This is a genomic window from Celeribacter ethanolicus, from assembly GCF_002407265.1.
Classification (GTDB): Bacteria; Pseudomonadota; Alphaproteobacteria; order Rhodobacterales; family Rhodobacteraceae; genus Celeribacter; species Celeribacter ethanolicus.
On sequence record NZ_CP022196.1, the window covers coordinates 3,353,793 to 3,380,632 of the forward strand.

Consider the following 26,840-nt stretch of genomic DNA (forward strand, 5'->3'; position numbering starts at 1 on the left):
ACCCTTCTGAGGTCCGGATTGGGGATCAGGCCGAAACCTGTTCGCGCAGCACCGCGGCGGTCAGCGAGGCCATCAGGTAGATGCCGGAGAACACCAGAAGTGCCAGAAGCGTGTTCTCGAACTTGCGCGGATAGGTCGGTTCATCGGGGGCCACCGGACGCGAGGACATGGAGAGATAGCGCACCTGGCGGTTGGCCTCGATGCGGGAGGCTTCGAGCGCCTGAATTGCCTGCGCCACCATCGCCTGACGGGTCGCGAGGTCCACCTCGGCCATGCGCTGCTCGGCGGTGATCCGAGCCAGAGAACCGGCCCCGTTCGAGGCTTCGGTGAGCTGTTTGCGCAGATCGGCGATGATGTCTTCGAGGCGCCGAATGTCACCCTGTGTGCCATCGACGCGGGCCTGGTTCGGGCGCGGGTTGTCGAGCAATTGCTGAAGCGAGAGGCGTTTTTGTTGCAACTGAGTGTCGAAGCCGGAGATCTGTGCCATGATCGCGGCGGTTTCCGCATCCGGCGAAATGATCCCGAGCTGTTCCTGCAAAAGAACGACCTTTTCCTGCGCGGCCTTCATCTTTGCCTCGGCATCGGCAAGGCTTTCGCGGGCGCCCTTCATCTGATCTTCGCGCAGACGCTGGGTCAGATGGTCGACCTGTTCCTCGGCATATTTCACCAGAAGATCGGAGAATTCCTGCGAGGTTTCCGGATCGGCGGCGACCACTTCCATGCGCAAAAGACCCTCGGTCGGATCGTAGCCGATGCTGACCCGGTCGAGATAGACCTTGTAGGCGGCCTCGTTCGACGGGTTTTCCGGCAGGCGCTGGATCGGGTCGATCGCCTGCGAGGCGAAATGCGCCTTGAACCCGGCATCGGCATCGAGCCGCAACATCGCATCGCGCGAGGTCAGGTAATCCTGTACCGCGATGGAATCTTGCGAGGAGCCGAAGGAGGTGCCCTTCAACATGCTGCTGAGCCCGCTGCCCGCGGCGGAGGCGGCTTCGGCCTGCTGGATGATGAAAGCGGATTGGGTCGCGTACATCGGCGTCGCGATCCGGTAGAAATAGAACCCCGCGAGCAGGGTGGGGATGCCGACAAACACCAGAAGCCGTGCCATCAGGAGCAACATCTTGCGCTGACGGCGTTTCGCGATGTCCTGCTGAATGCGGGAAATCTCGTCCTCGCGGCTCAGCCGTTCCAGAATGTCCGGCGAAGGCAGTTTGGTGTTGCCATCTACCGTTTTCGGCAGTTTCGGCCCGTCGGATGTGGTGAGCGCCCGCGACGCGTCCTTGTCCGTCGTCACCAGTTCGAGCATGGTGCTGCGCTGGAACGGGTCGATGCCCTGTTTGCGCAGGAGCCGGACCGCGTCGAAATCCGAGGTCGCGGCGATGCCGTGTTTCTGTGCCACGCGACGCGCCATGCGCAATTGCCGCCCGGTCAGGCCCTCGCGCCGGATGGCGTCGATCTCCGCGTCGATGGAGGCCTCGTCGGCGGGGGTTACCTCGCCCGTTGCGCTGCCGGGATCATTGGCTGCACCGCCAAGAGAACGGGCGACGCCACCCTGCGCGCGTTTGCGCCCGACCGGGTTCGCCGGAATGCGGGTCACACCCTTGTCCGTTGTCTTGTCGGCTGCGGCAGACCCGGGGAATGGCATGTCGCCAAAGCCGTCATCGGCAGCACCGTTGTCGAAGAGCTTGTCCTCTTCGGCGCGCAGATCGGCTTCGAGCGCTTCCTCGGGGGAGAGCACCTCCGCATCGGGTTGTGGGACGGCCTCCTGGGCGGCACGGGGTGTCCGGCGCACGCGGAACTTCTGGGCTTTAACCTTGGTAGTCATAAAGTGCCTTGGCCTCTTCCAGCGTGTCGAACATGTAGAGCCGGCCATTGCGCAGAACGGCGGCGGAGCGACAGAATTTTTCGAGTGTCGCGGCCTGGTGGGACACGATGACAATGGTGGTGCGATCGAGACGTTCGCGCAGGATGCCACCGGCCTTGCGGTTGAAATTGACATCCGCGGTGGACGGCATGCCCTCGTCGATCAGGTACATGTCGAAGTCGAGCGCCAGCAGAAGCGCGAAGGACAGGCGCGAGCGCATGCCCGATGAGAAGGTCGAGACCGGCATGTCGAAATATTCGTCCAGCTCACAGAGCCAGCGACAGAAGGCTTCGACGTAATCCGGATCGAGATCGTAGATCTGCGCGATGAAACGCACGTTCTCGCGGGCCGTATGCTTGCCGATCAGCCCGCCCATGAAGCCCAGCGGAAAGGACACGCGGCACCCCCGGCGGATTTCGCCCTCGTCGGGTTTTTCAAGGCCGGACATCATGTTGATGATCGTGGTCTTGCCGGTGCCGTTGGGGGCGAGAATGCCGAGCGAATTGCCGAGCTCGACACGGAAAGAGGCGCGATCAAGGATCACCTTGCGCTGCTTTCCGGTCCAGAAGGACTTGCTGACATTGTCGAACTCGAGCATACGCCCCCGCCGCGTTACTGCCTCACCACATCCCTGTTTTTACAGGCGGTCTTGTCAGGTGTTTTAAAAGGTCATTTCGGCCATATTATGTCGTCTTGCCCCGGCAAATCCATCTCTGATCGCGCAAATGTGGCAGGATTGAGGTCGAACTGCAGGATTCCGGCCTCAGGAAGGAAACAGTGTCGCAGTGATTTGCGGCGATCAGATGTATTGTTTCTTCACCTTGCACAGTTTGCCAACGACGAGGGAGATGATCGCCGCAGCGAAGGAGAACAGCGCCCCCATCTTCGCGGCATCCTGTACCGGTGCCCCGTCGAGAAGCGTATGGGCGTCGAAGGCGACCGAGGCGATGAACAGCGACACGGTGAAGCCGATGGCGGCGACACAGCCGATCACCAGCAGGTCGATGGTGCGCATCCCTGCCGGAAGCCCGAGGCGGAGCCCGTGTGCCGCGAGCGAGCCCATGATCAGGATACCCACGGGCTTGCCGATCAGAAGCCCGCCAAGCACCAGCCAGGTCGGTTCCCCGATGGCATTGAACTCGACGCCGGCGTTCAGCAGGCCGAAGAAGAACAGGATCACCTCGACCGGGGTTTTCAGTTTGTGCTCGATGTCGTTGAGCAGGTCGTGCAGATGCTGTTCGGCATCGGCGAAAATCCCGAAGGCGCGGTCGGCATGCGGAATGGTCGGCACGATGGGCAGCAGACCCAGAGCCGGGTGAATGCCCGCGCGCATGAAGCCGTACCAGGAAATGCAGCCCGCGATCATATAGGGCCAAAAGCCGAGATTCTTGCGCACCCAGGTCGAGTTCGGGCGGATCTGATTGTGGCGGTCGAGCGTGCGCGGCAGCCAGTTGGCGACGAGGAACACCAGGATGGCGGCGGCCAGCGACAGCAGGAGCCATTCCACGGCCAGCTCACCCGTCGGATAGAAGATCGCGAGGATCACGAGGCCGGCGGCATCGTCGGCGATGGCCAGCAGAAGCAGGAACCGCACCGCCGGGTGACCGGCGCCGAAGACCAGGCGCCCGACGAGATAGGAAAAGGCGATGTCGGTGGCGGTCGGAACCGCCCAGCCGTTCTTCACCGCGTCATAGGTGTCGGAGCCGAAGAGCATCGCCAAACCGAGATAGACCACGACCGGCCCAAGCATCCCGCCCGCCGTGGCGATCAGTGGCGTTGCGGCTTTCTTGCCGCGCAACGAGCCGTTCTTGAGGATCACCGCCTCCCAGACCTCTTTCGCGGCGATGGCGAAGAAGAAGGCCATGAGCACGTCGTTGAACAGGTAGTGCAGAGTCAGCGTGCGGTGGATATGACCCGCCTCGTCCAGATGCGGGTGGCCGATGAAGAAGTTCTCGGCAAGCGGGTAATCGACGAGGGCGTGGTAGGAGGTCGCATCGACATTCGCCCAGATCAGCGCCGTGATGGCCCCGAAGATCAAAAGCAGCGAATAGTTGGTGATGTAATTCCAGATTTTATACATGCCCGTGCCCTCCGGTCCCTTGCCCTGTTCGGATCGGGAATAGTGCAACTGCGGCAACAGGGCAAGCGCGAGCGGGGGGCTGGGTCCCGCTCGCGGGGCGATTTCACGAAGGTTTGCTTAGAAAACCGACCAGATCATGCCGGCAAGAACCGCTCCCAAAAGAGCGAAGCCGATATAGGCGGCAAACACGCGTGGTTTGACCAGGGCCCAGACCGCCACAGCCGCCGGAATGCAGGAAATCCCACCTGCCACCATGAAGGACATGGCGGCTCCCTCGGCCATGCCCTGCGAGATCAACCCGGACATCAGCGGCACGGCGGCAAAGCCGTTGAGATAGGCGGGCGCTCCGATCAGCGCGCCGATCATGATCGGGCGCATGCCGTCGCCGCCCATCACGGAGGCGATCGTGTCGGCGGGCAGGTAGGACAGCATCACGCTTTCGAGCGCATAGGCCACGAGCATCCATTTTCCGAGGAACATCAGGTTTTTGAGAAAACTCGATTTGAACGTGCCGATGCGAGCGTTGTCGCGCCAGAAGGCCCAAAGCGGCGCGCCCCGAAGGGCGGCGGTGGCGCAGCAGGAGGGTTTGGTGAAAGCCTTGAGCGGGTCGGAGAACAGTGCCGTGCCGCCGAGGAGCTTGACGCCAAACCCGCCCAAAAGGCCGATGCCGACGGCCGCCACCGTTTTTGCCAGGGCGAAATCCATGCCCAGCTCGCCTGCTGTCACGAAGAACATGGCCGGGTCCATCAAAGGGGAGGCGAGCCAGAAGGCCATGACCGCCGAGAGCGGTACGCCCACCGCCAGCGAGGCGGCGATGAAGGGGATGACCTGACAGGAACAGAAGGGGGAGATGCCGCCGACGAGTGCGGCGACCACGATCATCTGCACCTCGCGGCCCTCGAAGGCCCGCGACAAGAGCGTCTCGGCCCCCGAGGCCTGCACATAGGCGGTCGCGAGGATGGCGAACAACAGGAAAGGTGCTGCCGCCCCGAGTGCAAGGGCTGTGAACCGCAGGGTCGGCCAGAGGTTCGTGGGGTCGAGGAGCGCAACCGCGAGTAAGACGAGCGCGATGAGCAAAAGCGCCTTGTCGGTTTTCTTCCAGAGCGAGGTCTGGCGGGGCGGGGTTTGCGTCAGCTCAGTCATGATCCTCTCCTGTGCGATGATCGCTGTGGCAATGGCTGTCCGGGGCGCAGGCGTCGTCCGTGCAATCGGCGCAGCATTCGGACAGCAGGGCGGAGACCAGCGTATCCAGCTCGCGATAATCGGCGGCGATGCAGATTACCGAGCGGCCGTGCTTTTCCTGCTTGGCAAGCTTCGTGGCGGCCAGTGTTTTCATGTGGTGGGTGAGCGTCGCGCCGGTGATGCCGGTGCGTGCGCCCAGCTCACCGATGGTCAGACCCTTCGGGCCCGCCCGCACCAGCGCGCGCAGCACCAGAAGTCGCTGTTCGGACCCGAGGGCGGCAAAGGTGCTGGCCGCCTCGGCCAGAGTGATGTCGTCGAAAGGAAGAAGGCTCATGTGGGGCTCCTGTGATTCATTTTTATATTTCTAAAAATATAGAAATGAGTCAAGTGGCCTTTTTCAATCTCGCGCGTTAGAACCATTCCATGAGCCTTGCCGATGACATTTCTACCTGTCGCCTCTGCGCCGGGCAGTTCGCCGCCACCGCGACGCATCACGCGCCGCGCCCGGTGGTGTGGTTCCGCCCTTCGGCACGCATCCTGATCGCGGGCCAAGCCCCCGGCGCGCGGGTGCATGAGAGCGGGTGGCCCTTCACCGATCCCTCGGGCGACCGGCTGCGCGCGTGGCTCGGGCTGGATGAGGCGACATTCTATGACCGCGACCGGATCGCCATCGTGCCGATGGGGTTTTGTTTTCCGGGCTATGACGCGAGAGGCGCGGACATTCCGCCGCCCTTGATCTGTCGTGAGACCTGGCATGACAGGGTGATGGCGGAACTTGGCGATCTGGACCTGATTGTGCCGGTCGGCCTGCATGCGATCCGCTATCACACCGGGCACAGGGGCAGTTTGACCGAGGCAGTGCAAGGCTGGCGTGCGCATGCGCCGCGTCTCTTTCCCTTGCCTCATCCGTCCTGGCGCAATACGGCTTGGCTTAAGAAAAATCCGTGGTTCGAAGCCGAGCTCCTGCCGGAGCTGCGTACCCGGATCCGGGACTTGTTGTGAGAGAGACCATGACCGAACACACGCCAGATCAAACGCCTGTCGACCTCGCCCATGCCGCCATGCAGGCTGCACCGGATGACGACAACGCCCGTCTCAGGTTTTTCGAACGGGTGGCGGATGGCGAATGGTTCCTGTTGCTCGAAGAGGAACATGACGGCGAGGGGCCGATCTCGCCACGGGTGTTTCCCGTTGAAGAGAACAGCTTTGTCCTTGCCTTCGACCGCGAGCAGCGTCTTGCGGAATTCGCGGGCCATGCGCCCTATGCGGCGATGTCGGGGCGGGTTCTGGCGGAGATGCTGACCGGATCGGGTTATGGGCTTGGGTTGAATCTGTCTGTGGCGCCTTCCGAGATGCTCTTGCCGGGAGAGGCGGTCGACTGGCTGCATGCGACGCTGGGCAATGCCCCGGTTGAGACGCACGGCAAGGCCGAAGAGGTCTTCCCGCCCGCCGGTTTGCCGGAGCTTCTGATCACCGCGCTCGACGCCAAGCTTGCGATTGCGGGGGGCTTGGCGAAGCTCTGTTATCTGGCCGGGGTGAAATACGAAGACGGGGTGCGCTCGCATCTCCTTGCTTTCGTGGATCAAATTCCGGGAGCCGAGACGGCTTTGGCGCGGCTCGTGTCTGAAGCTTTGATCTTTTCCGGGATCGAGGCAGGGGCGCTCGATGTGGCGTTCTTCAAATCCTCCGATCCGGTCTGTGCGTCTCTGGCACGGTTCGGGTTGCGGTTTGATTTGCCGGAGCCGGAACCGTTCGAGACCAACGGCCCCTCCGCGCCGGGCATGGACCCGAATGCGCCGCCGATTCTGCGGTGAGGCCGAGTATTTTCACAGCGAAGGAAACGGGCGGGGCTGCGGTAATTTTGGGGTCAGTAGCCTGCGCTGCGATCGACGAGATGCAGAAAGGGCTCCCCCGCTTCGCCGCGCCGGATGTTTTCGGCGATCACTTCAGACGCGGTAGCGGGCCGCGTTTCGGCGGCGATATGCGGCGTGACTGTGACCATGGGATGCGACCAGTAGGGGTGATCCTCGGGCAAAGGTTCGGTGCGGAAAACGTCGAGGGTCGCGTGAGCGATCCGGCCACTGTCGAGGGCGGCCAGAAGGGCAGTGTCGTCGATCAGCGTGCCGCGCCCCGGATTGACGATCATGGCGCCTTTCGGGAGGCGATTTAGCGTGACGGCATTCAGTATGCTTTGCGTCTGACTTGTGTCGGGCAACAGCAGTACGAGAATCTCGGCGGTCGAAAGGGCCTTTTGCAACCCGTCCGGGCCGGAGAGGCTGGTGATGCCGGGCACGTCTTTCGGGCGACGCGACCAGCCGGTAACATCGAAGCCGAGGCCCGAGAGTGCGTCGGCGCAGGTGCGGCCCAGCTCGCCCATGCCCAAAACGGTGACCTTACGGTCACGGGCGAGCGGCGGCGTGGTCTGATCCCAGACACCGTTGAGGCCGTGGATATGCCGATCCATTCCGAGATGATGACGCATCACATGACCCACGACGTAATCGCGCATGCCGAGCGCCAGACCGGTGTCGACCATGCGGCACAGGGGCTGGGTCAGGGTGGTGTTGGGTGCGATTTTCTCGACCCCGGCCCAGAGGCTCAGAACGGCCTTGGTGCGGATGAAGGGGGTGAAGTCGCGTAAGGCGTCGTTGGGGGCGTAGACGATGTAATCGACCGTCTCGGGATCGGTCTCGCGCGTCAGATGCACGTCGATGCCTGCGGCGTCAAAGGCCTTGGGGAGAGCCTCCGAATAGGCGGGCCAGAGCCGGTCCGGGGCGGAGAAAAGGATCATCAGGCTCATGGTCAGCGTTTCCCTCTCGGGCGATGAATATGGGCGGATTGCACGATGCCGAAGGCGGCGAGCAGCACGAGCATGGCCGAGCCACCGTAGGATACCAGCGGCAGGGGTACGCCGACGACCGGCATCAGCCCCATGACCATCGACATGTTGACCGCGAAGAAGAAAAAGAACGTCGCCGCGATGCCGATGGTGACGAGCGCGCCGAAGCGGTCCTTGTTGTTCATCGCGGAGATCAGACAGAAGACGATGACCCCGGCGTAGAGCGCCAGAAGGGAGAAGCCGCCGATGAAGCCGAATTCCTCCGCCAGTGTGGTGAAGATGAAGTCGGTGTGTTTCTCGGGCAGGAAGTTGAGACGGCTTTGCGTCCCCTGCATGAAGCCGCGCCCGGTCCAGCCGCCCGACCCCAGAGCGATCTTGGCCTGGGTGATGTGATAGCCTGCCCCCAGAGGGTCGGTGGAAGGGTCGAGGAAGGTGTCGATGCGGCGGAACTGATAGTCTTTCAAAAGCTGCCAGGAGGTGCCGCGTGACATGAAGACGGCGCTGATCAGACCTGCGGCCATGGCCACCACAGCCCCGAAATACCACCAGCTCACGCCGGCTGCGAACATCACGATGGCCCCGCCTGCGAGCAACAGGATCGAGGTGCCGAGATCGGGTTGTTTCAGAACCAGAAAGGTCGGCATGAGGATCAGGATGACCGGAATGGCGACCCAGAGCGGGCGGGAGACCTTGTCCATCGGCAACCAGTCGTAATAGGCCGCGAGCAGCATGACGAGAGAGATTTTCATCAGTTCGGAAGGCTGGAGCTTCATGAATCCCAGGTCGATCCAGCGCTGTGCCCCCATGCCGACATGGCCGAAAAACTCCACGAAAATCAAAAGCATGAAGGAGACGATATAAGCCACCCCCGCGATATTGCGCCAGAACCAGATCGGCACCATGGCGATCATGAACATGGCGACCATGCCTAGGGCGAAACGCTTCATCTGCGGTTCGGCCCAGGGCTGGAAGGACCCTCCGGCGTTGGAGTAGAGCATCAGGAACCCGACGGAGGCGACGGCGGAGAGCAGCAGTACCAGCGCCCAGTTGAGATAGAGCACCTTCGAGAGGCCGGTGGGGACGGTCTTGAGATTGCTTTCGAGATAGCTCACGTCCTCATCCTCACGCCTGGCTTCTCTCGTCGCGCTCCGCGTCATTGCCGATCAGAGGCAGGGCGCGGAAGCGTTCGCGGATCGTGTTCTGTTGCGCCGAGGGATAATCCGACAGCGGCGGCACCGCGCCGTGGAGCGAGAACAGCATGACGTCACGGGCGATGGGGGCGGCGACGGAGGAGCCACCACCGCCATGTTCGACCACGACGGACACCGCATAGCGCGGCTTGTCATAGGGGGCGAAGGCGACGAAAAGCGCATGGTCGCGCTGTTCCCAGGGCACTTGCTTGTTGTTCACCACGGTGGAGCGGACCTGCGAGGTGCCGGTCTTGCCCGCCATGCGCAGGCTTTCATTGGCGATGCGCGAGGCAAAGGCGGTGCCGCGGTTGGAGTTCAACACCTCATACATGCCCTGACGCACCGCGCGCAGCATGTTTTCGTTGAGCTCAAGAGGCCCTCCGCCCAGCACCGGCTGTTCGACCCCGTCGATGGATTTCACGATGCGGGGCACGATCTCGCGGTTGGTGGCAAGGCGTGCGGTCATCACCGCGAGTTGCAGCGGGGTCGCCAGAACGAAGCCCTGTCCGATGGCGGCGTTGAGGCTGTCGCCCACCACCCATTCGGCCCCGCGTTTCGCGAGTTTCCATTGCTTGTCGGGCATCAGGCCGGAATTGATCCCCGAAAGCGGCAGGTCGTATTCCTGCCCGAGGCCGAGTTTGCGGCCCATTTCGGCGATCTTGTCGATGCCGGTGCGCTGGGCCATCTCATAATAATAGACGTCGCAGGAATGGCGCAGGGAACCTACAAGGTTGAGGTTGCCATGGCCCGCGCGTTTCCAGCAATGGAACCGCCGCCCGCCGACCTCGACATAGCCGGGGCAGCGCACGGTTTCCTCGGGCGTGACGGTGCCGCTGTCGAGGGCTGCGAGTGCCGTGACCATCTTGAAGGTGGAGCCGGGCGGGTAGGAGCCTTGCACCGACTTGGCGGGCAGCGGGCGGTGGTCGTTTTCCAGGAGCGCCTTGTAATCGGCCGAGGAAATCCCGCGGACGAAGAGGTTCGGATCATAGGCAGGGTTGGAGGCGGCGGCGATGATGTCGCCGGTTTCCACGTCGATCACCACGGCGGCAGCACTCTCGCCGCCCAGACGTGCGTGGATGAAATTCTGCACCTTGTGATCGACGGTGAGCTGGATGTTGTTGCCGGGCTGGCCTTCCTGACGGTCGAGCTCGCGGATGATCCGGCCATAGGCGTTCTGTTCGACGCGGCGGAGCCCAGCCTTGCCTTTCAGAACGTCTTCGAGTTTTGCCTCGACGCCGAATTTGCCGAGCTGGAATTTCGGGATCTTGTAGAGCGGATCGACAGTTTCCATCTTGGAAATGTCATAGCTCGACACCGGGCCGACATAGCCGACGAGATGGGCGAAATCCTCGTGCAACGGATAATAGCGCGAGAGCCCGACTTCCGGGGTCACGCCCGGAAGCGCGGGGCCATTGGCGGAGACCAGCGAGAAGGCTTCCCAGCTCAGACGGTCGGCGATGATCACGGGGGCGGAGGGACCGGCATCCTTGAGTTCCTTGCGTACGCGGGCCTGATCCTCCGGCGTGATGCCGATCAGCTCTTCGAGCTTCATTAAAACGGCATCCAGCTCGGCCGCGTCCTCCTTGCGGATCACCACGCGGAAGGTCTGTTCGTTTTCGGCGAGAAGCGTGCCGCTGCGGTCGTAGATCAGACCGCGGGCAGGGGCGAGGAGGAAGTCGCGGATGCGGTTTTCCTCGGCCAGAAGACGGAATTCATCGGCTTGTTCGACCTGCATGTAACGCATGCGCAGGCCGAGAATGCCCATGAAGGCCAGTTGCGAGCCGCCGAGGAACAGCGCACGGCGGCTGATCCTGCGGGTGGAGGCAGCGGTTTCCGTGGGTGTCCGTTTCATCGCGCATACCTCATTTCATCCGCCTCGGAGGGGCTGATTTTCGTGATGCCAAGCAGGAATTGCGAGATCAGCACCACCACGGGATAGCTCAGGAGGGTGGAAAGCAAGCCCATGAGCGCAAGGCCCAGAGAAGTCTGGTCGACCATGAAAATGGCAAGGACCAGCCGGTTCAACACGCCCATGGCCAACATCACGCCGCCGACCATCATCCATTCGACGGCAAAGGGCATGTCGCGCGAGGTGACTTCGCGGCGGCGCAGGAATTCGAGACCCAGAACGGCGAGCAGAGTCCAGAGCCCCGGCGGGCGCAGAAAGATGAAATCGGCCATCAGCATGACGGGGGCGAAGAGGAAGACGGGCACGTAATCCGGGCGGCGCAGCACCCAGGCGAAGGCCACCGACAGGATCAGGTCCGGCCCGGGCCAATGCCCCGCGCCGACCTCGATCGGCAAAAGGTAGAAGAACGCGGCGATGAAGGCGACGAGCAGGTAGCCCGCACGAAACGACAGGGTGCGGACGGTGCGGGGATCAACCATCGCCAGCCTCCGCTCCCGTTTCGAGCGCCGGGACCTCTGCTTCCGGGGTGCCGTCGGGCAGGATCAGCGCGCCGGGATCGGTGATCCGTTCGCTTTCGTGGGTGCGCAGCACGCGCAGGTAGTCGAGACGCTCGTAATCGGCGGCAAGCACCACGCGCAACCGGCGGTCCGGGCCTTTCGCGACCTGACCGATCAGGATGCCCGGCGGGAAGACGCCACCATCGCCCGAGGAAATCACCCGGTCGCCGGGGCGGACCAGCTCGGGCGTCTCGATGAAATCGAGCGAGGGGCGGATCGAATTGTCGCCCGACAGAATGGCGCGCTGGCCGGAGGGCTGGATCGTGACCGGCAGGCGCGAATTGCTGTCGGTCAGGAGAATCACCCGCGCGGTGTTCTGGCCGACGCCGGAGATGCGCCCGACAAGGCCGATGCCGTCCATCGTGGCCCAGCCGTCGACGATGCCGTCGCGCGCGCCGACGTTCAGAAGCACGGACTGGCGAAACGGCGAGCCGCTGTCGGCCATCACCACGCCGGTCACATAGGTGTAGCGCGGGTCGAGGCGGACATTGTTGAGATCAAGCAGCTTGGCGTTTTTCTGTTCGAGCTGAAGCGCGGCTTCTTTCCAGGCCTGCATCTGCCGCAATTCGTTGCGCAGCTCCTGGTTCTGCTCATAAAGCCTTTGATAACTCTGGAAATTCTCGATCATGCCGATGGTTTTGGTGACCGGCACCAAAGCCCATTCCATCGAGGGCACGAACCTGTCGACAAGATTGGCGCGCAGCCGTTCGACGCGCGGGCTGTCGATCCGCCAGAGGATGAACAGGCCGATGAGGCACAAGAGCAGAATCCCGATCAGCAAACGCCGGATCGGGCGGACATACTCATCCGCTGTGCCTTTGTCTCTGGCCAAGATGTCCTCTCAGGCAACCAAAACGCGCCGCGTGTGGCGCAGCCTCTCAGGTGTCGTAATCAATAACGTGCCGGAGTTGCTTTTCATATTCCAGCGCCTTGCCGGTGCCCAGAGCCACACAATTGAGTGACTCGTCGGCGACCGAGATGGCAAGGCCGGTCTGTTCACGCAGCGCCAGATCCAGTTCGCCCAGAAGCGCACCGCCACCGGTGAGCATGACGCCCCGGTCGACGATGTCGGCGGCGAGATCGGGCGGCGTGGTTTCCAGCGCCTGCATCACCGCTTCGCAGATTTGCTGCACGGGTTCGGCCAGCGCTTCGGCGACCTGCGCCTGATTGATCTCGATCTCTTTCGGTACGCCGTTCAAAAGGTCGCGGCCACGGATCGTCAACACGGCGCCGCGCCCGTCGTCGGGCATGCGGGCGGTGCCGATGGTGGTCTTGATGCGTTCGGCGGTGCCCTCACCGATCAGCAGGTTCTGCTGACGGCGCAGGTAGGAGATGATTGCTTCGTCCATGCGGTCGCCGCCGACACGCACGGAACGCGCGTAAACGATGTCGCCCAAGGACAGAACGGCCACCTCGGTGGTGCCGCCGCCGATGTCGACGACCATGTTGCCGGTCGGGTCGGTGATCGGCATGCCCGCGCCAATGGCGGCGGCGATGGGTTCGGCGATCAGACCGGCCTTGCGGGCACCGGCGGACAAAACGGATTGACGGATGGCGCGTTTCTCGACGGGCGTCGCGCCTTGAGGCACACAGACGATGATCTTCGGTTTCGAAAAGGTCGTGCGTTTGTGAACCTTGCGGATGAAGTGTTTGATCATCTCTTCGGCGGTGTCGAAATCGGCGATCACGCCTTCGCGCATCGGGCGGATGGCCTCAATCGAGCCGGGGGTCTTGCCGAGCATGTGCTTGGCGTCTTCACCGACGGCGAGCACCTGTTTGCGCCCGTCCTTGACGTGATAGGCGACCACTGAGGGCTCGTTGAGGATGATCCCCTTGCCTTTGACATAGACCAGCGTGTTCGCCGTGCCCAAGTCGATTGCCATGTCCGAAGAAAAAAGTCCGGTCAGTCCCGCCATAGTGTCCCAAAGCCCCGTCGTGCACGCAAAAGGGGAGAATCCCCCCGTATCGGCAGACTTATAGGGGGCCTGACAAGCTGTTGAAAGGGGGGCGATGGGACGCGACGGCAGCTTATTGCCTGTTTTGCCCTGTCCGATGATGTCTGGAGCGCCATAAGGCCTTCCAGCGTTTGAGGCGCGAGGGCACATGCGTCATTTTATAGCGTCCGAAATCGGCGCGGGTCTGGGTCAGTTCTTCGAGCACGCCGAGGTGGCTTCGGACAGTCTGCGGCAGGGTTTCGGGGGCAACGTAGCGATAGCTGTCGACGAGGGTATCGCAAATCTCCAGCCCGCCGAAGGCTGCGTCCTGGAATTCGGGGGTGCAATGGGTGCCGGTGTGACCGATGTGCGTGGCGCGGGCGCAGATCGGCTGAACCACGCGCAGGGTCTCGTTCTCATGGATCGCCCCGCTCAACGCCCAGTCCCAGCCGATTGCACCGAAATAGCGCGGTCTTTGCCTGCGGGGCAGGCGATGGGCACTCCAGACAGGGTGGAGAAGCTGCTGCCAATGTGTCCGGTCGGTGGCGAAGCCCAGCGAATTGAACAGGCGGGTTTCTGTCAGCAGGCCGGGGTGGTCGGGGCGCGACAGATAGCCGGTGGTGCCGCAACTCCCGCACAGAAGGTTGAGTGCTGCCCAATGCGGGCGCCGGTTGTCGCGATACCAAAGTGCCATCTGCAAGGCGTCGGGCGACAACCGCAGGTCCTCCTCGAGGTGCAGATTGAACGCACTGCCCGACGCAAAGGCACGTTCCAGCGTTTGCAGCGGATTTTCCAGCACGCCGAGACGGGTGGGATTCACCGTCAGCGTGTAGGAGCCGGGCGGCAGGTGGGCGGCGCAAATCTGGTCGAAATGCGCCGCCTGCGGCCCGGGTTCGATGCCGACATGAAGATGCCAGCCGCCGGGATCACAGGCGGCCAGATCTGCCATGACCTGTGCGAACAGCGCGGGCCGTTCGCAGCCGGTGAGGGTCAGGGTCGGTCGCTGCGCCATGTCAGACGGTGTCGGTGTATTTCACCGTTTTGACGTCCGAATCCGGGGCCGATTTTTCGCGACGGACCAAGAGACGGTTCATCGCGTTGACATAGGCCTTGGCGGAGGCGACGACGGTATCGGTGTCGGAGCTTTGGCCGGTGACGATCTTGCCATCCTCCTCGAGACGGACGGAGACGGTGGCCTGTGCGTCGGTGCCTTCAGTCACGGCGTGGACCTGATAGAGTTGCAGGCGCGCAGTGGTGGGGAAAATCTCCTTGATCGCCTTGAAGGTCGCATCCACCGGACCGTCGCCCTGACAGGTGATCTGCTTGTCCACACCATCGACTTCGAGCGTGAGATCGGCGGATTGCGGCGCTTCGGTGCCGCAGATCACGCGCAGGAACTTGACCTTGATGCGCTCGTTCTGATCGGCGGCCCCGGCGTCGCGCAAGAGCGCGATCAGGTCGTCGTCGAACACTTCCTTCTTGCGGTCGGCGAGATCCTTGAACCGGACGAACACGTCCTTGAGCTGGTTGTCGGCCATCGGATAGCCCATGTCCTCGAGCTTGGCGCGCAGTGCGGCACGGCCCGAGTGTTTGCCCAAGGGCAGGGAGGTGCCCGAGAGACCGATGTCCTGCGGGCGCATGATCTCGAAGGTTTCCTTGTTCTTCAGCATGCCGTCCTGGTGGATGCCGGATTCGTGCGCGAAGGCGTTTTTGCCGACGATGGCTTTGTTGAACTGCACCGGGAAACCCGACACTTGCGAGACGCGGCGGGAAATGCCCATGATCTTGGTGGTGTCGATGCCGGTGTCATAGGGCATCACGTCGTGACGGACCTTGAGCGCCATGACGACCTCTTCGAGCGCGGTGTTGCCCGCACGCTCGCCCAGACCGTTGATCGTGCATTCGATCTGACGCGCACCCGCTTCGACAGCGGCCAGCGCGTTGGCGGTCGCCATGCCGAGATCGTTGTGACAGTGGGTCGCGAAGATCACGTCATCGGCCCCCGGCACGCGTTCCAGGAGCATACGGATGATGTCGGCGGACTCGCGCGGGATGGTGTAGCCGACGGTATCGGGGATGTTGATCGTGGTGGCGCCGGCCTTGATCGCGATCTCGACGACACGGCAGAGGTAATCGTGTTCGGTGCGGATCGCATCCATCGGTGACCATTGCACGTTGTCGGTCAGGTTGCGGGCATGCGACACGGTTTCGTGGATCTGATCGGCCATGGCGTCCATCGACAGCGCGGTGATGTCGCGGTGCAGGGGCGAGGTGCCGATGAAGGTGTGGATACGGGGCTGGGCTGCGTGTTTGACGGCCTCCCAGCAGCGATCGATGTCCTTGAAATTGGCGCGCGCCAGACCGCAGATGACGGAGTTCTTCGAGGCTTTCGCGATGTCGGAGACGGCTTCGAAATCGCCTTCGGAGGCGATCGGGAACCCGGCTTCGATGATGTCGACGCCCATCTCGTCGAGCATGGCGGCGATCTCGAGTTTCTCGTTATGGCTCATGGTGGCGCCGGGGCTCTGTTCGCCGTCGCGCAAAGTCGTGTCGAAAATCAGGACGCGGTCCTGTTTGGAAGTCGTGGTCATTTTGAAATCTCTCTTGATGTTCTTAGCTTTCGGGCTGTGCTGTCTCGGCGCATGCGGTCACCTCTGAGCCTCGCGCCGAAGGCACGCTCAGAGGCAGCTAAGAAGAAGGCCATGACGCGGCGCTGCGCAGCGGCGCAGGGCTTGGGAAGGAATATGAGCCATCGTCGTCATGGGGCTGGAATATACCCTGTGAGGGGCGGTTGAAAACCCCTTATTTCCATCCCCGGCCTCTGCGTCATGCTGCCGCCTTGCAAAATAGGCTTGCAATCCCATTCAAAAAATTGAATACGAATGTATACCGACTCGATCCGGGGTATAAATCAAGCCGGTACGCAAAAACCTGTGCTATGATTTTACACATTACTCCGTCGGGGATGCTGACCCGGGAAGGCGGAGGCATCAAGGAAGGGATACGACTATGGCGCATATCGTTGTGCTCGGCGCTGGCCTTGGCGGCACCATTCAGGCCTATGAGTTGAAGGAAACCGTGGGCCAGGATGACAAGATCACGGTCATTTCCAACAAGAGTTATTTCCAGTTCACGCCCTCGAACCCGTGGGCGGGCGTCAATTGGCGCACGAAAGACGAGCTGACCATTGAGCTCGAACCTGTGATGAAACGCCGGGGGATCGACTTCATCTGTGACGGCGCCGTGGCGCTCGATCCGAAGGGAAACAAGATCACGCTCGCTTCGGGTCGCGAGGTCACCTACGACTATCTGGTGCTGGCGACCGGGCCGGAACTGGCCTTCGACGAGATCGAGGGTTTTGGCCCCGAAGGTTACACCCATTCCGTCTGTTCCATCGAACACGCCTCCGAGTCGGGGGCGATGTGGGACGATTTCTGTGCCAATCCCGGTCCCATTGTCGTGGGGGCCGTGCAGGGCGCGTCGTGTTTCGGTCCGGCCTATGAATATGCCATGACCATGGACACCGACCTGCGCCGCCGCAAAATCCGCGACAAGGTGCCGATGACCTTTGTGACGCCGGAACCCTATATCGGCCATCTGGGCCTTGGCGGCGTGGGCGACACCAAGGGGATGCTCGAATCCTACATGCGGGATCGGTCGATCCGCTGGATCACCAATGCCAAGACCAATAAGTTCGAAGACGGCAAGGTTTTTGTCACCGAGCACGACCAGTATGGCAACCCGGTGAAAGAGCACGAGCTGCCCTTCTCCTATTCCATGCTGCTCCCGGCCTTCCGTGGCATTCCGGCGCTGATGGGCGTTGAGGGCCTCGTGAACCCGCGCGGCTTTGTCATCGTCGATGAATTCCAGCGCAACCCGACCTATCCGAATATCTTCGGTATCGGGGTCTGTATCGCCATCGCGCCGACGGAGCCGACCGTGATCCCGACCGGCGTGCCGAAAACCGGGTTCATGATCGAATCGATGGTCACTGCGACGGCGCATAACATCCCGCTGATTATGAAGGGCGAAGAGCCGAAGAACCTCGCTTCCTGGAACGCGCTCTGTCTGGCCGACTTCGGTGACGGAGGGGCCGCCTTCCTCGCCATGCCGCAGAACCCGCCGCGCAACGTCAACTGGGCGGGTCACGGCAAATGGGTGCACTGGGCGAAACTCGGCTTCGAGTGGTATTTCATGCGCAAGGTGAAACGCGGCGTGTCCGAACCGTTCTACGAACGCATGATCATGAAAATTATGAAGGTCAACAAGCTGAAACCCTGATCCATCCGCACATGGATCGGCCCCTCCCGACATATGGCCTTGAGGTCCGGCGTCGGGAGGGTTTTGGAACAAGAAAAGGCGGCCGGGATGGGCCGCCTTTTTTCTGCTTTTCCGCGGTGCGGGGTTATTCCGAGGGGGCGGGGGTCTCTTCCGTCGAGGTGTCCGCCGGGGTGGCATCCTCGGAGACCAGCGCGCCGTCGACCCAGTCGCCGGAGACCACGCGGCCGTCCTTGTAGGTGATGGTGCCGCGGCCGTTGGCCTTGCCCGCGACGAACAGGCCTTCGTAGCTGTCGCCATTGGCGTAGACCGCCTTGCCGCGCCCCTGAATTTCGCCGTCCTGCCATTCGCCGGTGTAGGTGAAGCCCGTAGCCATGACGATGGTGCCGATGCCATGGCGTTTGCCAGCGACATAATCGCCCTCGTAGACTGTGCCGTCGGGGTAGGTGCCTTTGCCCTTGCCCTGACGCTGGCCCTCGACCCAGTCGCCTTCGTAGACGAAGCCGTCGGCATAGGTCATCTTGCCGAAACCGTGGCTCTGGGCATTCTTGAACGCACCCTCATAGGACAGCCCGCCGGTATAATTCACAACACCTTCGCCTTCCGGGACGCCATAAAGCCAGTCGCCCTCATAGGTGGTGCCGTTCGGGTAGGTGATCTTGCCTTTGCCATGAGACAGGTCGTCCTTGAACTGGCCGACATAGACCGAGCCATCCGGATAGGTGACCTGCCCTTGGCCTTCGATCCGGCCGTTGACCCATTCGCCGGTGTAGAGATAGCCGTCCGAGCCGGTGAACGTGCCTTGGCCGTGGCGCTTGTCGTCGTCGAAGGCGCCCTCGTAGACGTCGCCATTGGCATAGGTCACCTTGCCCATGCCCTGACGCTTCCCGGCCACCAGCTCGCCTTCGTAGACATCGCCGTTGGGTTGGGTGATCTTGCCTGTGCCGTTGCACTGGTTGTCGACCCAGTTGCAGTCGAGCACCATGCCCTCGTCGGTGGTCAGGATGCCTTGTCCGTGGCGCATGTCGCGCGCCATTTCGCCGTCGTAAGTGGCGCCTTCGGGATAGGTGATCTTGCCCTTGCCCTCCTTGACGCCATTGACCCAGGCGCCTTCGTAGACATAACCCGTCGGGCTTTGCATCCGGCCCTGGCCGTGATGTTTGGCGGCGAGAAACCCGCCTTCGTATTTCACGCCATTGGCATAGACCGCCACACCCGACCCGGTGGCCTCGCCCGCGACCCAGTCGCCTTCGTAGGTGCCGCCATCGGCATAGGTGATTTTGCCGAATCCGTCGGGTTTGCCCTTGGCGAAAGCGCCCTCATAGACCGAGCCGTCGGTGAACCGCGCGAGGCCCTGTCCCTTGATCTCGCCCATCACCCATTCGCCGGTGTATTCGAACCCGTTCGGCAAGCGGTAGGTGCCGACCCCGTCCTGCAACCCGTCCTTGAAGGTGCCTTCGTAAATCCCGCCTTCGTCGAACTGGTGGGTTTCCACTGGGCGGTCGTCCTGTGCCAGAAGTGGTGTTGCCGTCAGGTTCGACAGCCCGATCAGGGTCGCCGCGGTCAGCGTAATGCGCATCCGTGTCACTGTAATCTGTCCCATCCCAGATAATTCGGTCCGGTGCCTGCCTTGGGTGCTCTCGCGCCGAGGTGGGCGGCTTCGGTCGGCGCCAGACTAGGGGCTTGGACTGCGGGCTTCAAATGTTTTTCCCGTGACCGGCTTTCCCTTAGGCGTCATTCTGCTAAATCAGGACGTGATATATCAGGACGCCCGAGCGGCCAGAAAGCATGAGTGCCATGACCGAGACTTTCCGCCTTACCCTTGCCCAGCTCAATCCGACCGTGGGCGCGATCGACGCCAATGCGGAGCAGGTGCGTGACGCCCATGCCGAGGCCAAGGCGGCGGGCGCGGATATGATCGTTTTCCCGGAGCTGTTCCTCATTGGCTATCAGCCGCAGGATCTGGTGATGAAGCCGGTTTTGGTGAACACGGCCATGGCCAAGGCAGAAGAACTCGCGGCTTTGACAGTCGATGGCCCAGCGATTGGTCTGGGTGCGCCGTATTTCTATGGTGACGCGCTCTACAACGGCTATTGGATTCTGGCCGAGGGTCGCGTCAAGCAGGTGTTGCGCAAACATCACCTGCCGAATTACAAGGTTTTCGACGAGAAACGCCTCTTTGCCTCCGGTCCCATCGAAGGCCCCTATGCCATCGGCCCGCTGCGCATCGGCTCGCCGATCTGCGAAGATGCCTGGTACGAGGACGTCGCAGAGGCGCAGGTCGAAAGCGGGGCGGAGATTCTGATCGTGCCCAACGGCTCGCCCTATTATCGCAACAAATTCAACACGCGGCTCACGCATATGGTGTCGCGTGTGGTCGAGAATGACGTGCCGCTGGTGTACCTGAATATGGTCGGCGGGCAGGACGATCAGGTTTTCGACGGCGGCTCTTTCGTGCTTAATCGTCACGGCAAACCGGCGCATATCCTACCCGCCTTTGCCGAAGAGCTGCGCCATGTCGATTTCGTCAAGGAAGACGGCAAATGGGTCGCCGAGGCTGGCGAGATCACCCATCAGCCCGACGAATGGGAGCAGGACTATCGCGCCATGGTCGAGAGCCTGCGCGATTATCTTGGCAAAACCGGGTTCAAGAAGGTGGTTCTGGGCCTCTCGGGCGGCATCGACTCGGCGATTGTCGCCACGATTGCAACCGATGCGCTGGGGGCGGAGAACGTGCATTGCGTCATGCTGCCGTCGGAATACACGTCCCAAGGCTCGCTGGATGACGCCAAGGACATCGCCAATCGTCTGGGCTGTCGCTACGATTTCGTGCCGATTTCTCAGGGCCGCGATGCGATCACCGACACGCTCGCGCCGATCTTTGGCGATCTGCCGTTTGATACGACCGAGGAAAACATCCAGTCGCGCCTTCGCGGGCTTTTGCTCATGGCGCTGTCCAATAAGTTCGGCTCTATGTTGCTGACAACAGGCAATAAATCTGAGGTCGCGGTCGGCTATTGCACGATTTATGGCGATATGAATGGCGGCTATAATCCGATCAAAGACCTCTACAAAACGCGCGTCTTCGAGCAATGCCGCTGGCGCAACGCGAACCATCGCGATTGGATGAAAGGCCCGGAGGGCGAGGTCATCCCCGTCACGATCATCGACAAACCGCCCTCGGCGGAACTGCGCCCCGATCAGCGCGATGACGACAGCCTGCCGCCCTATGAGGTGCTCGATGCGATCCTCGAAGGTCTGGTGGACCGCGAGGAAAGCGTGGCCGATCTGGTGGAGGCAGGCTTTGACCGGGCGACCGTGAAACGCGTGGAGCATCTGCTTTATATCTCCGAGTATAAACGCTTCCAATCCGCGCCGGGCACCCGCCTGACGCCGCGCGCCTTCTGGTTGGATCGTCGCTACCCGATCGCAAGCCGCTGGCGCGACCCGAGTTGATCCTTTCACGGTTGCCCTGTCGACGGACCTCACGACGCCTCTCTTCCTCGCATTAACCTTAATCTGATTAACCTTAGCGCGAGGAGGCTGTCACGATGGCCTCTTGTCCTTGCGCAAGGGGATCGTTAGACAGCGCGCTTTCTGATAAGGAGGCGCGCTATGGAACTCACGGTTGGCATCGACTTCGGCACCTCGAATTCTGCGCTGGGCCTTGCGGTCAACGGCACGCCTTGGCTTGTGGAGCTGGAGCCCGGTGAGAAAACCCTGCCCACGGCGGTGTTTTTCGATCCGCGCGGCAATATGCGGCTTGGATCGGCGGCAAACAGGGCGCTGATCGACGGCGAGGAAGGCCGCTACATGCGGGCGCTCAAATCCGTTCTCGGTACGCCGCTTCTGCGCGAAACCCGTCCCATTGGTGGCAAACGCCAGAGCCTTCTGGAGGTCATCGCGCAGTTCCTTGCGACGCTGAAACAGCGCACCGAAGATCAACTTCGCCAGCCGGTCACGGGCGTCGTGTCCGGTCGCCCGGTGCATTTCCATTCGAAAGATCCGGATCGCGATGCGCAGGCGGAACGCGATCTGCGTGAGGCCTATGAGATGGCCGGGTTCACACGCATCCGCTTCATGGCGGAACCCGAGGCGGCGGCGCTGGCCTCTCAGGATCTGAAACCCGGTGAGATCGGGCTGGTGGTCGACATCGGCGGCGGCACCTCGGATTTTACCCTGTTTCGCAAAGACAAAGGGCAGGTCGAGATTCTCGCCTCCCATGGTATTCGTCTGGGCGGCACGCATTTCGACCGGGCGCTGAGTCTGGCTCATGCCATGCCGCTTCTTGGTATGGGATCACAACTCACGCGCACGCTGGGCGAGGGGCTTTTGCCGATGCCGACGCAGATTTTTAACGATCTGGCGAGTTGGCAGAAAATTCCGTTTCTCTACACCCGCGAGACCCTGATGAAAGTGCGCGATCTCGAACGCCACGCGGTCGAGCCTGAGAAGCTCGGGCGGCTGGTCGAGGTGATCGAGGCGGAGCTGGGCCATGACGTGGCCTTCGCGGTCGAGGCGGCGAAGATCGTGGCGAACGGCGGCAAGGCGGCGGAGATCGACCTGTCTTTGTTGGAAAAGGGCCTGTCTGCGGGGCTGACGCCGGAGGCTTTGGCCGAAGATCTTGCCGCGTATCGCGCCGAGCTTGAGGAGGCGATTTCGGAGACGTTGAGCCGTGCGGCCCTGTCACCGGAGGCGGTGGGGGCCGTGGTTTACGTGGGCGGGTCGTCTCTGATGCATGTGGTGGAAAAGGCCTGCGAGACCGTGTTGCCCGCTGCTCGTGCGCTGCGGGGGGAAGCCTTCACGGCGGTGGTCGACGGGCTGGCGCTGGCCTCCGCTGAGGGCGCGTAACGGGTTCAGAGATCGACCAGTTCGCAGCCGGGCAGAAGCTGGTCGACCTGCGCTTTGGTGCAAAGTTGCGTGCCTGGGGACATCACGGCGGAAGAGGCCGCCGTGGTCCCGAAGTGCAGCGCTTCCTGCATCGTGTTACCACGGGTAAGCGCGAGAGAAAACGCGCCGACGAAACTGTCGCCCGCACCCACGGGGGAGACCACCTCTTCGGCGGAAATGGCGCGCGAGGCGTGCCAGCGCCCGTCCTTGTTCACCAGGGTCGACCCGTCGGCGCCCCGGGCGACGATGACGTTTTCCGCCACACCGCGCGCCACGAGTTCACTGGCGAAATCGGCGGTGTCCTTGCGCGTCGGGAGTTTGCGCCCCGCAAGGTCTTCGGCCTCGACATCGTCCATCCGCAGCACATAGGGGTTCGCGGGGTTCTTGGTCAGCTCATGCAGCGGCTTGCCGGAAGTGTCGACGAAAAGCTGGACACCCTTGGCCGCAAGCGCCCGCGACAGGCGCGCGGGGTAATCCATCGGCACGCCCGGCGGTTGCGAGCCGGAGAGCACGACGACACCGCCCAGAGGTGCGGCCTGCACGATGGCGTTGAGAGATTCGTCCACCATCTCGTGATGCCAATACGGCCCGGGCATGACGAAGCGATATTGCTTGCCGGTCTCCTGTTCGGTCACGGCGATGGATTGCCGGGTGGCGCCGCCGGTGACGGAGAAGGCGGTGAAGCGCACATGTTCCTCGGCCAGAAGCCGCAGGAGAGTCGCACCGGTTTCGCCGCCCACTGCGGTGAAGGCGGTGCTTTCGCCGCCGAGGAATTTGATCGCGCGCGACACGTTGATGCCGCCGCCGCCCGGATCGGCCTCCGGGTTGGTACAGCGCAGCTTGGGGCCGGCGCTGACGGCGGGCGTGGCGGTGGAGAGGTCCACCGTCGGGTTCAGTGTAATTGTCAGAATCTGGACCATTTTTGCCAACCGTACTCTATCTGCCCGAAGCCTGTACCCGAGGTTTATGTCAGGGGCATGATTCACATGCTTCGCGACCCTAGCCTACCCCGGGTAGCGTTAACAGCCCCGATGGAACGCAGATGGTTCAGGTCCGGCGTCTGGTTTTTGCGCAACACCGAGCCCGAACGCTCAGGCTTTGATCAGCTCTCGATCATGGTTTGATAGCTGGCGGGGACATATTCGAAAACGCTGTCTTGCGCGCGCACATAGCCCAGAGCGGGGAAGGGCATGTGATAGCCGATGAAGGGGACGCGGTCGGCGGCCATCATGTCGAGCAGCTTGCGCCGGGTCTGGGCTGCGGTGGGTTTGTCGACGTCATAGAGCACCTCCCAGTCGGGATGGGCGAGCGAATAGACGTAATGATTGGCGAAATCCGCGCCGAGGATCAGGCGTTTGCCTTCGCTTTCGAGATGAAAGGCCATGTGACCGGGGGTGTGGCCGAAAGCTTCCATAGCGGTGATGCCGGAGGCCACTTCGGAACCCTCTTCGAGCAGGTCGAACTGGTCCTGAAGTGGGCGGATCTTGGCCTCGAAGCCGTCATTGCCGGACATATCCCAGTAATCCATTTCCACGGAGCCTGTGGAATAGGCGGCATTGGCGAAGACCGGGGCCTCGGCATAAATCCCGCCGATGTGGTCGCCATGCATATGGGTGATGACCACGCGGTCGACCTGATCGGGCGTGTACCCGGCGGCGGCCAACGCCGCGACGATGCCATCCGGCGCAAGCCCGGTATCGAACAGGATCAGTTCGGAACCGGTGTTCACGAGTGTCGGCGTGAAAAAGAATTGCGCGGCCTCGGGCGGGATGAAATTAGCCTCGGAGGCGGCGGCAAATTCCTCGTCTGTGGCGTTGAGGCCAAAGATCGTATGCGGATCGGGTACGGTGCGGGTGCCCGCCAGGAGCGTCGTGACCTCGAACGCCCCGAGTTTGAAACGGCGGTAAGGGGCCATGCCCGCGCCCATCATCGGCGCTTCGGCACGGGCGGCAAAGGGCAGGGCCGTGGCCATGGGCAGGCTGGCGGCACCCAGCAAAAGGTGGCGGCGGGACAGATGAGGGCTGGTCGGGTGAGAAGTCTTCATGGATGCGTCCTCCGGGGTTGAAATGGCCGGTTTCGGAATTGATTTCCCAAGAGGATAGCACAGAGAGCCGGGTGGCGAATGACATTTGCGTCAGGTGGTGCCTGTCAGTCGTATTCCCACCATTTATCAATCGTGGCGATGTCCTCGTCCGACCAGCCGAAGTGATGTGCAAGCTCATGCACGGTGACATGGGCCACCATCTGCGCCAAGGTCACATTGCCCCGCGCGCACCATTCATCGAGGATCGGACGACGGAACAGCCAGATCGTGTCGGGGGACATCGGCTGATCCATCGTGGATTTCTCGGTCATCGGAATGCCGGTATAAAGCCCGGTCAACTCGAACGGGTCCTCGATGCCGATCTCGGCCAGCAAATCTTCGGGCGCGAAATCCATCACGGTCAGCGCCACGTTCGAGGCAAGCACTTTGAATGCCGGGGGCAGATCGGACATGGTCGTCCGCGCGATGTCCTCGATCACATCGAGATCGGGGGCGCAGGCCTCGAGAAGCGGTGATGTCATGGCGGCGGTTCCCATTCGAATTTCCGTGATTTCCTGTGTCAGACTGCACCCGATATGGACTCTTGAGGCGTGATATGAAAGAGGGAGCGCAACAGGAGACAGAAAATGATCGTCACACGTTTCGCGCCCTCTCCCACGGGCTTTATCCATATCGGCAACCTGCGCTCGGCGCTGTTCAACTATCTGCTGACGCGGAAAGCGGGCGGGCAGTTCATCCTGCGTCTCGACGATACGGATCAGGTGCGCTCGACGCAGGAATATGCCGATGGCGTGCTCGAAGATCTCGAATGGCTGGGCTTTACCTGGGATCGGTTTGAGAAGCAGTCCGAGCGTCTGGACCGTTACGAGGAAGCGGCGCAGGAGCTGCGTGACAAGGGCCGGTTCTACGAGGCGTTCGAGACGCCGACCGAACTGGACCTGAAGCGCAAGAAACAGCTCAATATGGGCAAGCCGCCGGTTTATGACCGGGCCGCTTTGGCGCTCACGGACGAAGAGAAAGACAAGCTGCGCGCCGAGCGCGGCAATGGTGTGTGGCGCTTCAAGCTCGATCAGCAACGGATCGACTGGGAAGACGGCATTCTGGGGCCGATCTCCATCGACGCCGCCTCCGTCTCCGATCCGGTTCTGATCCGTGCCGATGGTCAGTTCCTCTATACGCTCGCCTCCGTCTGCGATGACATCGACTTCGGTGTGACCAACATCGTGCGAGGCGCGGACCACGTCACCAACACGGCGACGCAGATCCAGATCATCGAAGCACTTGGCGGCACCGTGCCGTCCTTTGCGCACCACTCGCTTCTGACTGGCCCGCATGGCGAGGCCTTGTCGAAACGTCTCGGCACCTTGTCCCTGCGTGACCTGCGGGCGCAAGGCGTTGAGCCGATGGCGCTTTTGTCGCTGATGGCGCGGCTTGGCTCGTCGCAGCCGGTCGAACTGCGTACCTCGATGGACGAGCTGATCGAAGGATTCGATCTGTCGCAATTCGGTGCTGCGCCCACGAAATTCGACAGTCAGGATCTCTTTGCTCTGACCTCGCAGATCAACCATTCGAAGCCCTTCTCTGAGGTTGCCGAAGATGTGGCAGCCCTTGGCGTGCCCGCCGAGATCGCAGAGCCGTTCTGGACCGTCGTGCGTGAGAACATCACCGTCAAAGCCGATATGGCCGGGTGGTGGGAGCTGTTCCGCGACGGTGCCGAGCCGCTGGTGGATGACGAGGATAAAGACTTCATCGCCGAGGCTTTCGCCATGCTGCCCGAACCGCCCTACACAGCCGAGAGCTGGAAAGACTGGACGACGGCTGTGAAAGAGGCGACTGGGCGCAAAGGCAAGGGGCTCTTCATGCCGCTGCGCAAGGCCGTGACCGGAATGGCGCATGGTCCGGATATGTCCAATGTTCTGCCGTTGATGCAAAACAAGCCGACGCTTTAAGCGCATCTGTTCAAAAATACACAAAAGGCCGCCTCGGAAAATCCCGCATGGCGGCTTTTTACTGTCGAAATGTCGTAAGTTTCCTATCGGAAATATTTCCGGCTTGCCCCGAATCCTGCCCTCG

The 26,840-nt window shown here is 62.2% G+C and carries 23 protein-coding genes; 6 read left to right on the plus strand and 17 right to left on the minus strand.

Translation table 11 applies throughout. From position 1 onward, the window contains the following. Positions 1-25: 25 nt before the first annotated feature. The 5 genes from CEW89_RS16495 to CEW89_RS16515 form a co-directional block, all read right to left on the minus strand. Positions 26-1,825, minus strand: coding sequence for a KpsE/RkpR family capsule polysaccharide export protein (locus CEW89_RS16495; protein ID WP_096806630.1), 1,800 nt, complete (start codon positions 1,823-1,825; stop codon positions 26-28). Continuing rightward, a complete protein-coding gene (locus CEW89_RS16500) occupies positions 1,809-2,462 on the minus strand; it encodes an ABC transporter ATP-binding protein (RefSeq protein WP_096806631.1) in 654 nt (217 codons plus the stop codon). Before CEW89_RS16500 ends, CEW89_RS16495 begins: the two co-directional genes overlap by 17 nt. Before the next feature lie 201 nt (positions 2,463-2,663). Further along, a complete protein-coding gene (locus CEW89_RS16505) occupies positions 2,664-3,944 on the minus strand; it encodes a Na+/H+ antiporter NhaA (protein WP_096806632.1) in 1,281 nt (426 codons plus the stop codon). A 117-nt stretch (positions 3,945-4,061) separates the two neighbouring features. Then, positions 4,062-5,087 (minus strand): permease, encoded by a 1,026-nt coding sequence (locus CEW89_RS16510; protein WP_096806633.1) that lies wholly within the window; start codon positions 5,085-5,087, stop codon positions 4,062-4,064. Further along, positions 5,080-5,460, minus strand: coding sequence for an ArsR/SmtB family transcription factor (locus CEW89_RS16515; protein ID WP_066701837.1), 381 nt, complete (start codon positions 5,458-5,460; stop codon positions 5,080-5,082). Before CEW89_RS16515 ends, CEW89_RS16510 begins: the two co-directional genes overlap by 8 nt. A gap of 89 nt (positions 5,461-5,549) precedes the next feature. On the opposite strand from CEW89_RS16515, the gene CEW89_RS16520 reads away from it, so the two are divergent. Together CEW89_RS16520 and CEW89_RS16525 are read left to right on the plus strand one after the other, a co-directional pair. Beyond that, on the plus strand, positions 5,550-6,128 hold the full coding sequence (locus CEW89_RS16520) for a uracil-DNA glycosylase family protein (RefSeq protein WP_096806634.1): 579 nt from the start codon (positions 5,550-5,552) through the stop codon (positions 6,126-6,128). 8 nt (positions 6,129-6,136) lie between these two features. Next, positions 6,137-6,940 carry an SseB family protein gene (locus tag CEW89_RS16525; protein WP_066701831.1) on the plus strand — a complete coding sequence of 268 codons (804 nt, stop codon included), beginning with the start codon at positions 6,137-6,139 and terminating at the stop codon, positions 6,938-6,940. A 53-nt stretch (positions 6,941-6,993) separates the two neighbouring features. Here CEW89_RS16525 and CEW89_RS16530 read toward each other — a convergent pair whose 3' ends face one another. The 8 genes from CEW89_RS16530 to CEW89_RS16565 all read right to left on the minus strand — a co-directional run bounded on the left by CEW89_RS16530 (position 6,994) and on the right by CEW89_RS16565 (position 16,146). After that, on the minus strand, positions 6,994-7,926 hold the full coding sequence (locus tag CEW89_RS16530; RefSeq protein ID WP_096806635.1) for a 2-hydroxyacid dehydrogenase: 933 nt from the start codon (positions 7,924-7,926) through the stop codon (positions 6,994-6,996). A 2-nt stretch (positions 7,927-7,928) separates the two neighbouring features. Beyond that, on the minus strand, positions 7,929-9,077 hold the full coding sequence (gene rodA / locus CEW89_RS16535) for a rod shape-determining protein RodA (protein ID WP_096806636.1): 1,149 nt from the start codon (positions 9,075-9,077) through the stop codon (positions 7,929-7,931). 10 nt (positions 9,078-9,087) lie between these two features. Further along, complete coding sequence (mrdA, locus tag CEW89_RS16540; protein ID WP_066701821.1) at positions 9,088-11,007, minus strand: penicillin-binding protein 2; 1,920 nt, start codon at positions 11,005-11,007, stop codon at positions 9,088-9,090. Further along, positions 11,004-11,543 carry a rod shape-determining protein MreD gene (locus tag CEW89_RS16545; RefSeq protein ID WP_066701819.1) on the minus strand — a complete coding sequence of 180 codons (540 nt, stop codon included), beginning with the start codon at positions 11,541-11,543 and terminating at the stop codon, positions 11,004-11,006. The genes mrdA and CEW89_RS16545 overlap by 4 nt, the downstream gene beginning before the upstream one ends. Beyond that, a complete protein-coding gene (gene mreC / locus CEW89_RS16550; protein ID WP_096806637.1) occupies positions 11,536-12,453 on the minus strand; it encodes a rod shape-determining protein MreC in 918 nt (305 codons plus the stop codon). Before mreC ends, CEW89_RS16545 begins: the two co-directional genes overlap by 8 nt. A 46-nt stretch (positions 12,454-12,499) precedes the next feature. After that, positions 12,500-13,537, minus strand: coding sequence for a rod shape-determining protein (locus CEW89_RS16555; RefSeq protein ID WP_066701815.1), 1,038 nt, complete (start codon positions 13,535-13,537; stop codon positions 12,500-12,502). A 112-nt stretch (positions 13,538-13,649) separates the two neighbouring features. Further along, complete coding sequence (locus CEW89_RS16560; protein WP_096806638.1) at positions 13,650-14,567, minus strand: hypothetical protein; 918 nt, start codon at positions 14,565-14,567, stop codon at positions 13,650-13,652. A 1-nt stretch (position 14,568) separates the two neighbouring features. After that, on the minus strand, positions 14,569-16,146 hold the full coding sequence (locus tag CEW89_RS16565; RefSeq protein WP_096806639.1) for a 2-isopropylmalate synthase: 1,578 nt from the start codon (positions 16,144-16,146) through the stop codon (positions 14,569-14,571). Positions 16,147-16,564: 418 nt separating this feature from the next. Here CEW89_RS16565 and CEW89_RS16570 point away from each other — a divergent pair, with 418 nt between their 5' ends. Further along, on the plus strand, positions 16,565-17,836 hold the full coding sequence (locus tag CEW89_RS16570; protein WP_096806640.1) for an NAD(P)/FAD-dependent oxidoreductase: 1,272 nt from the start codon (positions 16,565-16,567) through the stop codon (positions 17,834-17,836). Positions 17,837-17,960: 124 nt separating this feature from the next. Here the strand turns inward: CEW89_RS16570 and CEW89_RS16575 are convergent, their stop codons facing one another. Then, on the minus strand, positions 17,961-19,436 hold the full coding sequence (locus CEW89_RS16575) for an MORN repeat-containing protein (RefSeq protein WP_425321010.1): 1,476 nt from the start codon (positions 19,434-19,436) through the stop codon (positions 17,961-17,963). A gap of 194 nt (positions 19,437-19,630) precedes the next feature. Between CEW89_RS16575 and CEW89_RS16580 the strand changes: the two genes are divergently transcribed. Both CEW89_RS16580 and CEW89_RS16585 read left to right on the plus strand, forming a co-directional pair. Next, positions 19,631-21,289, plus strand: coding sequence for an NAD+ synthase (locus tag CEW89_RS16580; RefSeq protein WP_096806642.1), 1,659 nt, complete (start codon positions 19,631-19,633; stop codon positions 21,287-21,289). A 159-nt stretch (positions 21,290-21,448) separates the two neighbouring features. Continuing rightward, positions 21,449-22,684 (plus strand): Hsp70 family protein, encoded by a 1,236-nt coding sequence (locus CEW89_RS16585; RefSeq protein WP_066701807.1) that lies wholly within the window; start codon positions 21,449-21,451, stop codon positions 22,682-22,684. Positions 22,685-22,689: 5 nt separating this feature from the next. Here CEW89_RS16585 and CEW89_RS16590 read toward each other — a convergent pair whose 3' ends face one another. The 3 genes from CEW89_RS16590 to CEW89_RS16600 all read right to left on the minus strand — a co-directional run bounded on the left by CEW89_RS16590 (position 22,690) and on the right by CEW89_RS16600 (position 25,288). Further along, positions 22,690-23,643, minus strand: coding sequence for a 1-phosphofructokinase family hexose kinase (locus CEW89_RS16590; protein ID WP_096806643.1), 954 nt, complete (start codon positions 23,641-23,643; stop codon positions 22,690-22,692). Between the two features lie 182 nt (positions 23,644-23,825). Next, on the minus strand, positions 23,826-24,767 hold the full coding sequence (locus tag CEW89_RS16595; RefSeq protein ID WP_096806644.1) for an MBL fold metallo-hydrolase: 942 nt from the start codon (positions 24,765-24,767) through the stop codon (positions 23,826-23,828). A 104-nt stretch (positions 24,768-24,871) separates the two neighbouring features. Next, on the minus strand, positions 24,872-25,288 hold the full coding sequence (locus tag CEW89_RS16600) for a metallopeptidase family protein (protein WP_066702170.1): 417 nt from the start codon (positions 25,286-25,288) through the stop codon (positions 24,872-24,874). A 105-nt stretch (positions 25,289-25,393) separates the two neighbouring features. On the opposite strand from CEW89_RS16600, the gene gltX reads away from it, so the two are divergent. Continuing rightward, positions 25,394-26,716 (plus strand): glutamate--tRNA ligase, encoded by a 1,323-nt coding sequence (gltX, locus tag CEW89_RS16605; protein WP_096806645.1) that lies wholly within the window; start codon positions 25,394-25,396, stop codon positions 26,714-26,716. Positions 26,717-26,840: the final 124 nt, after the last annotated feature.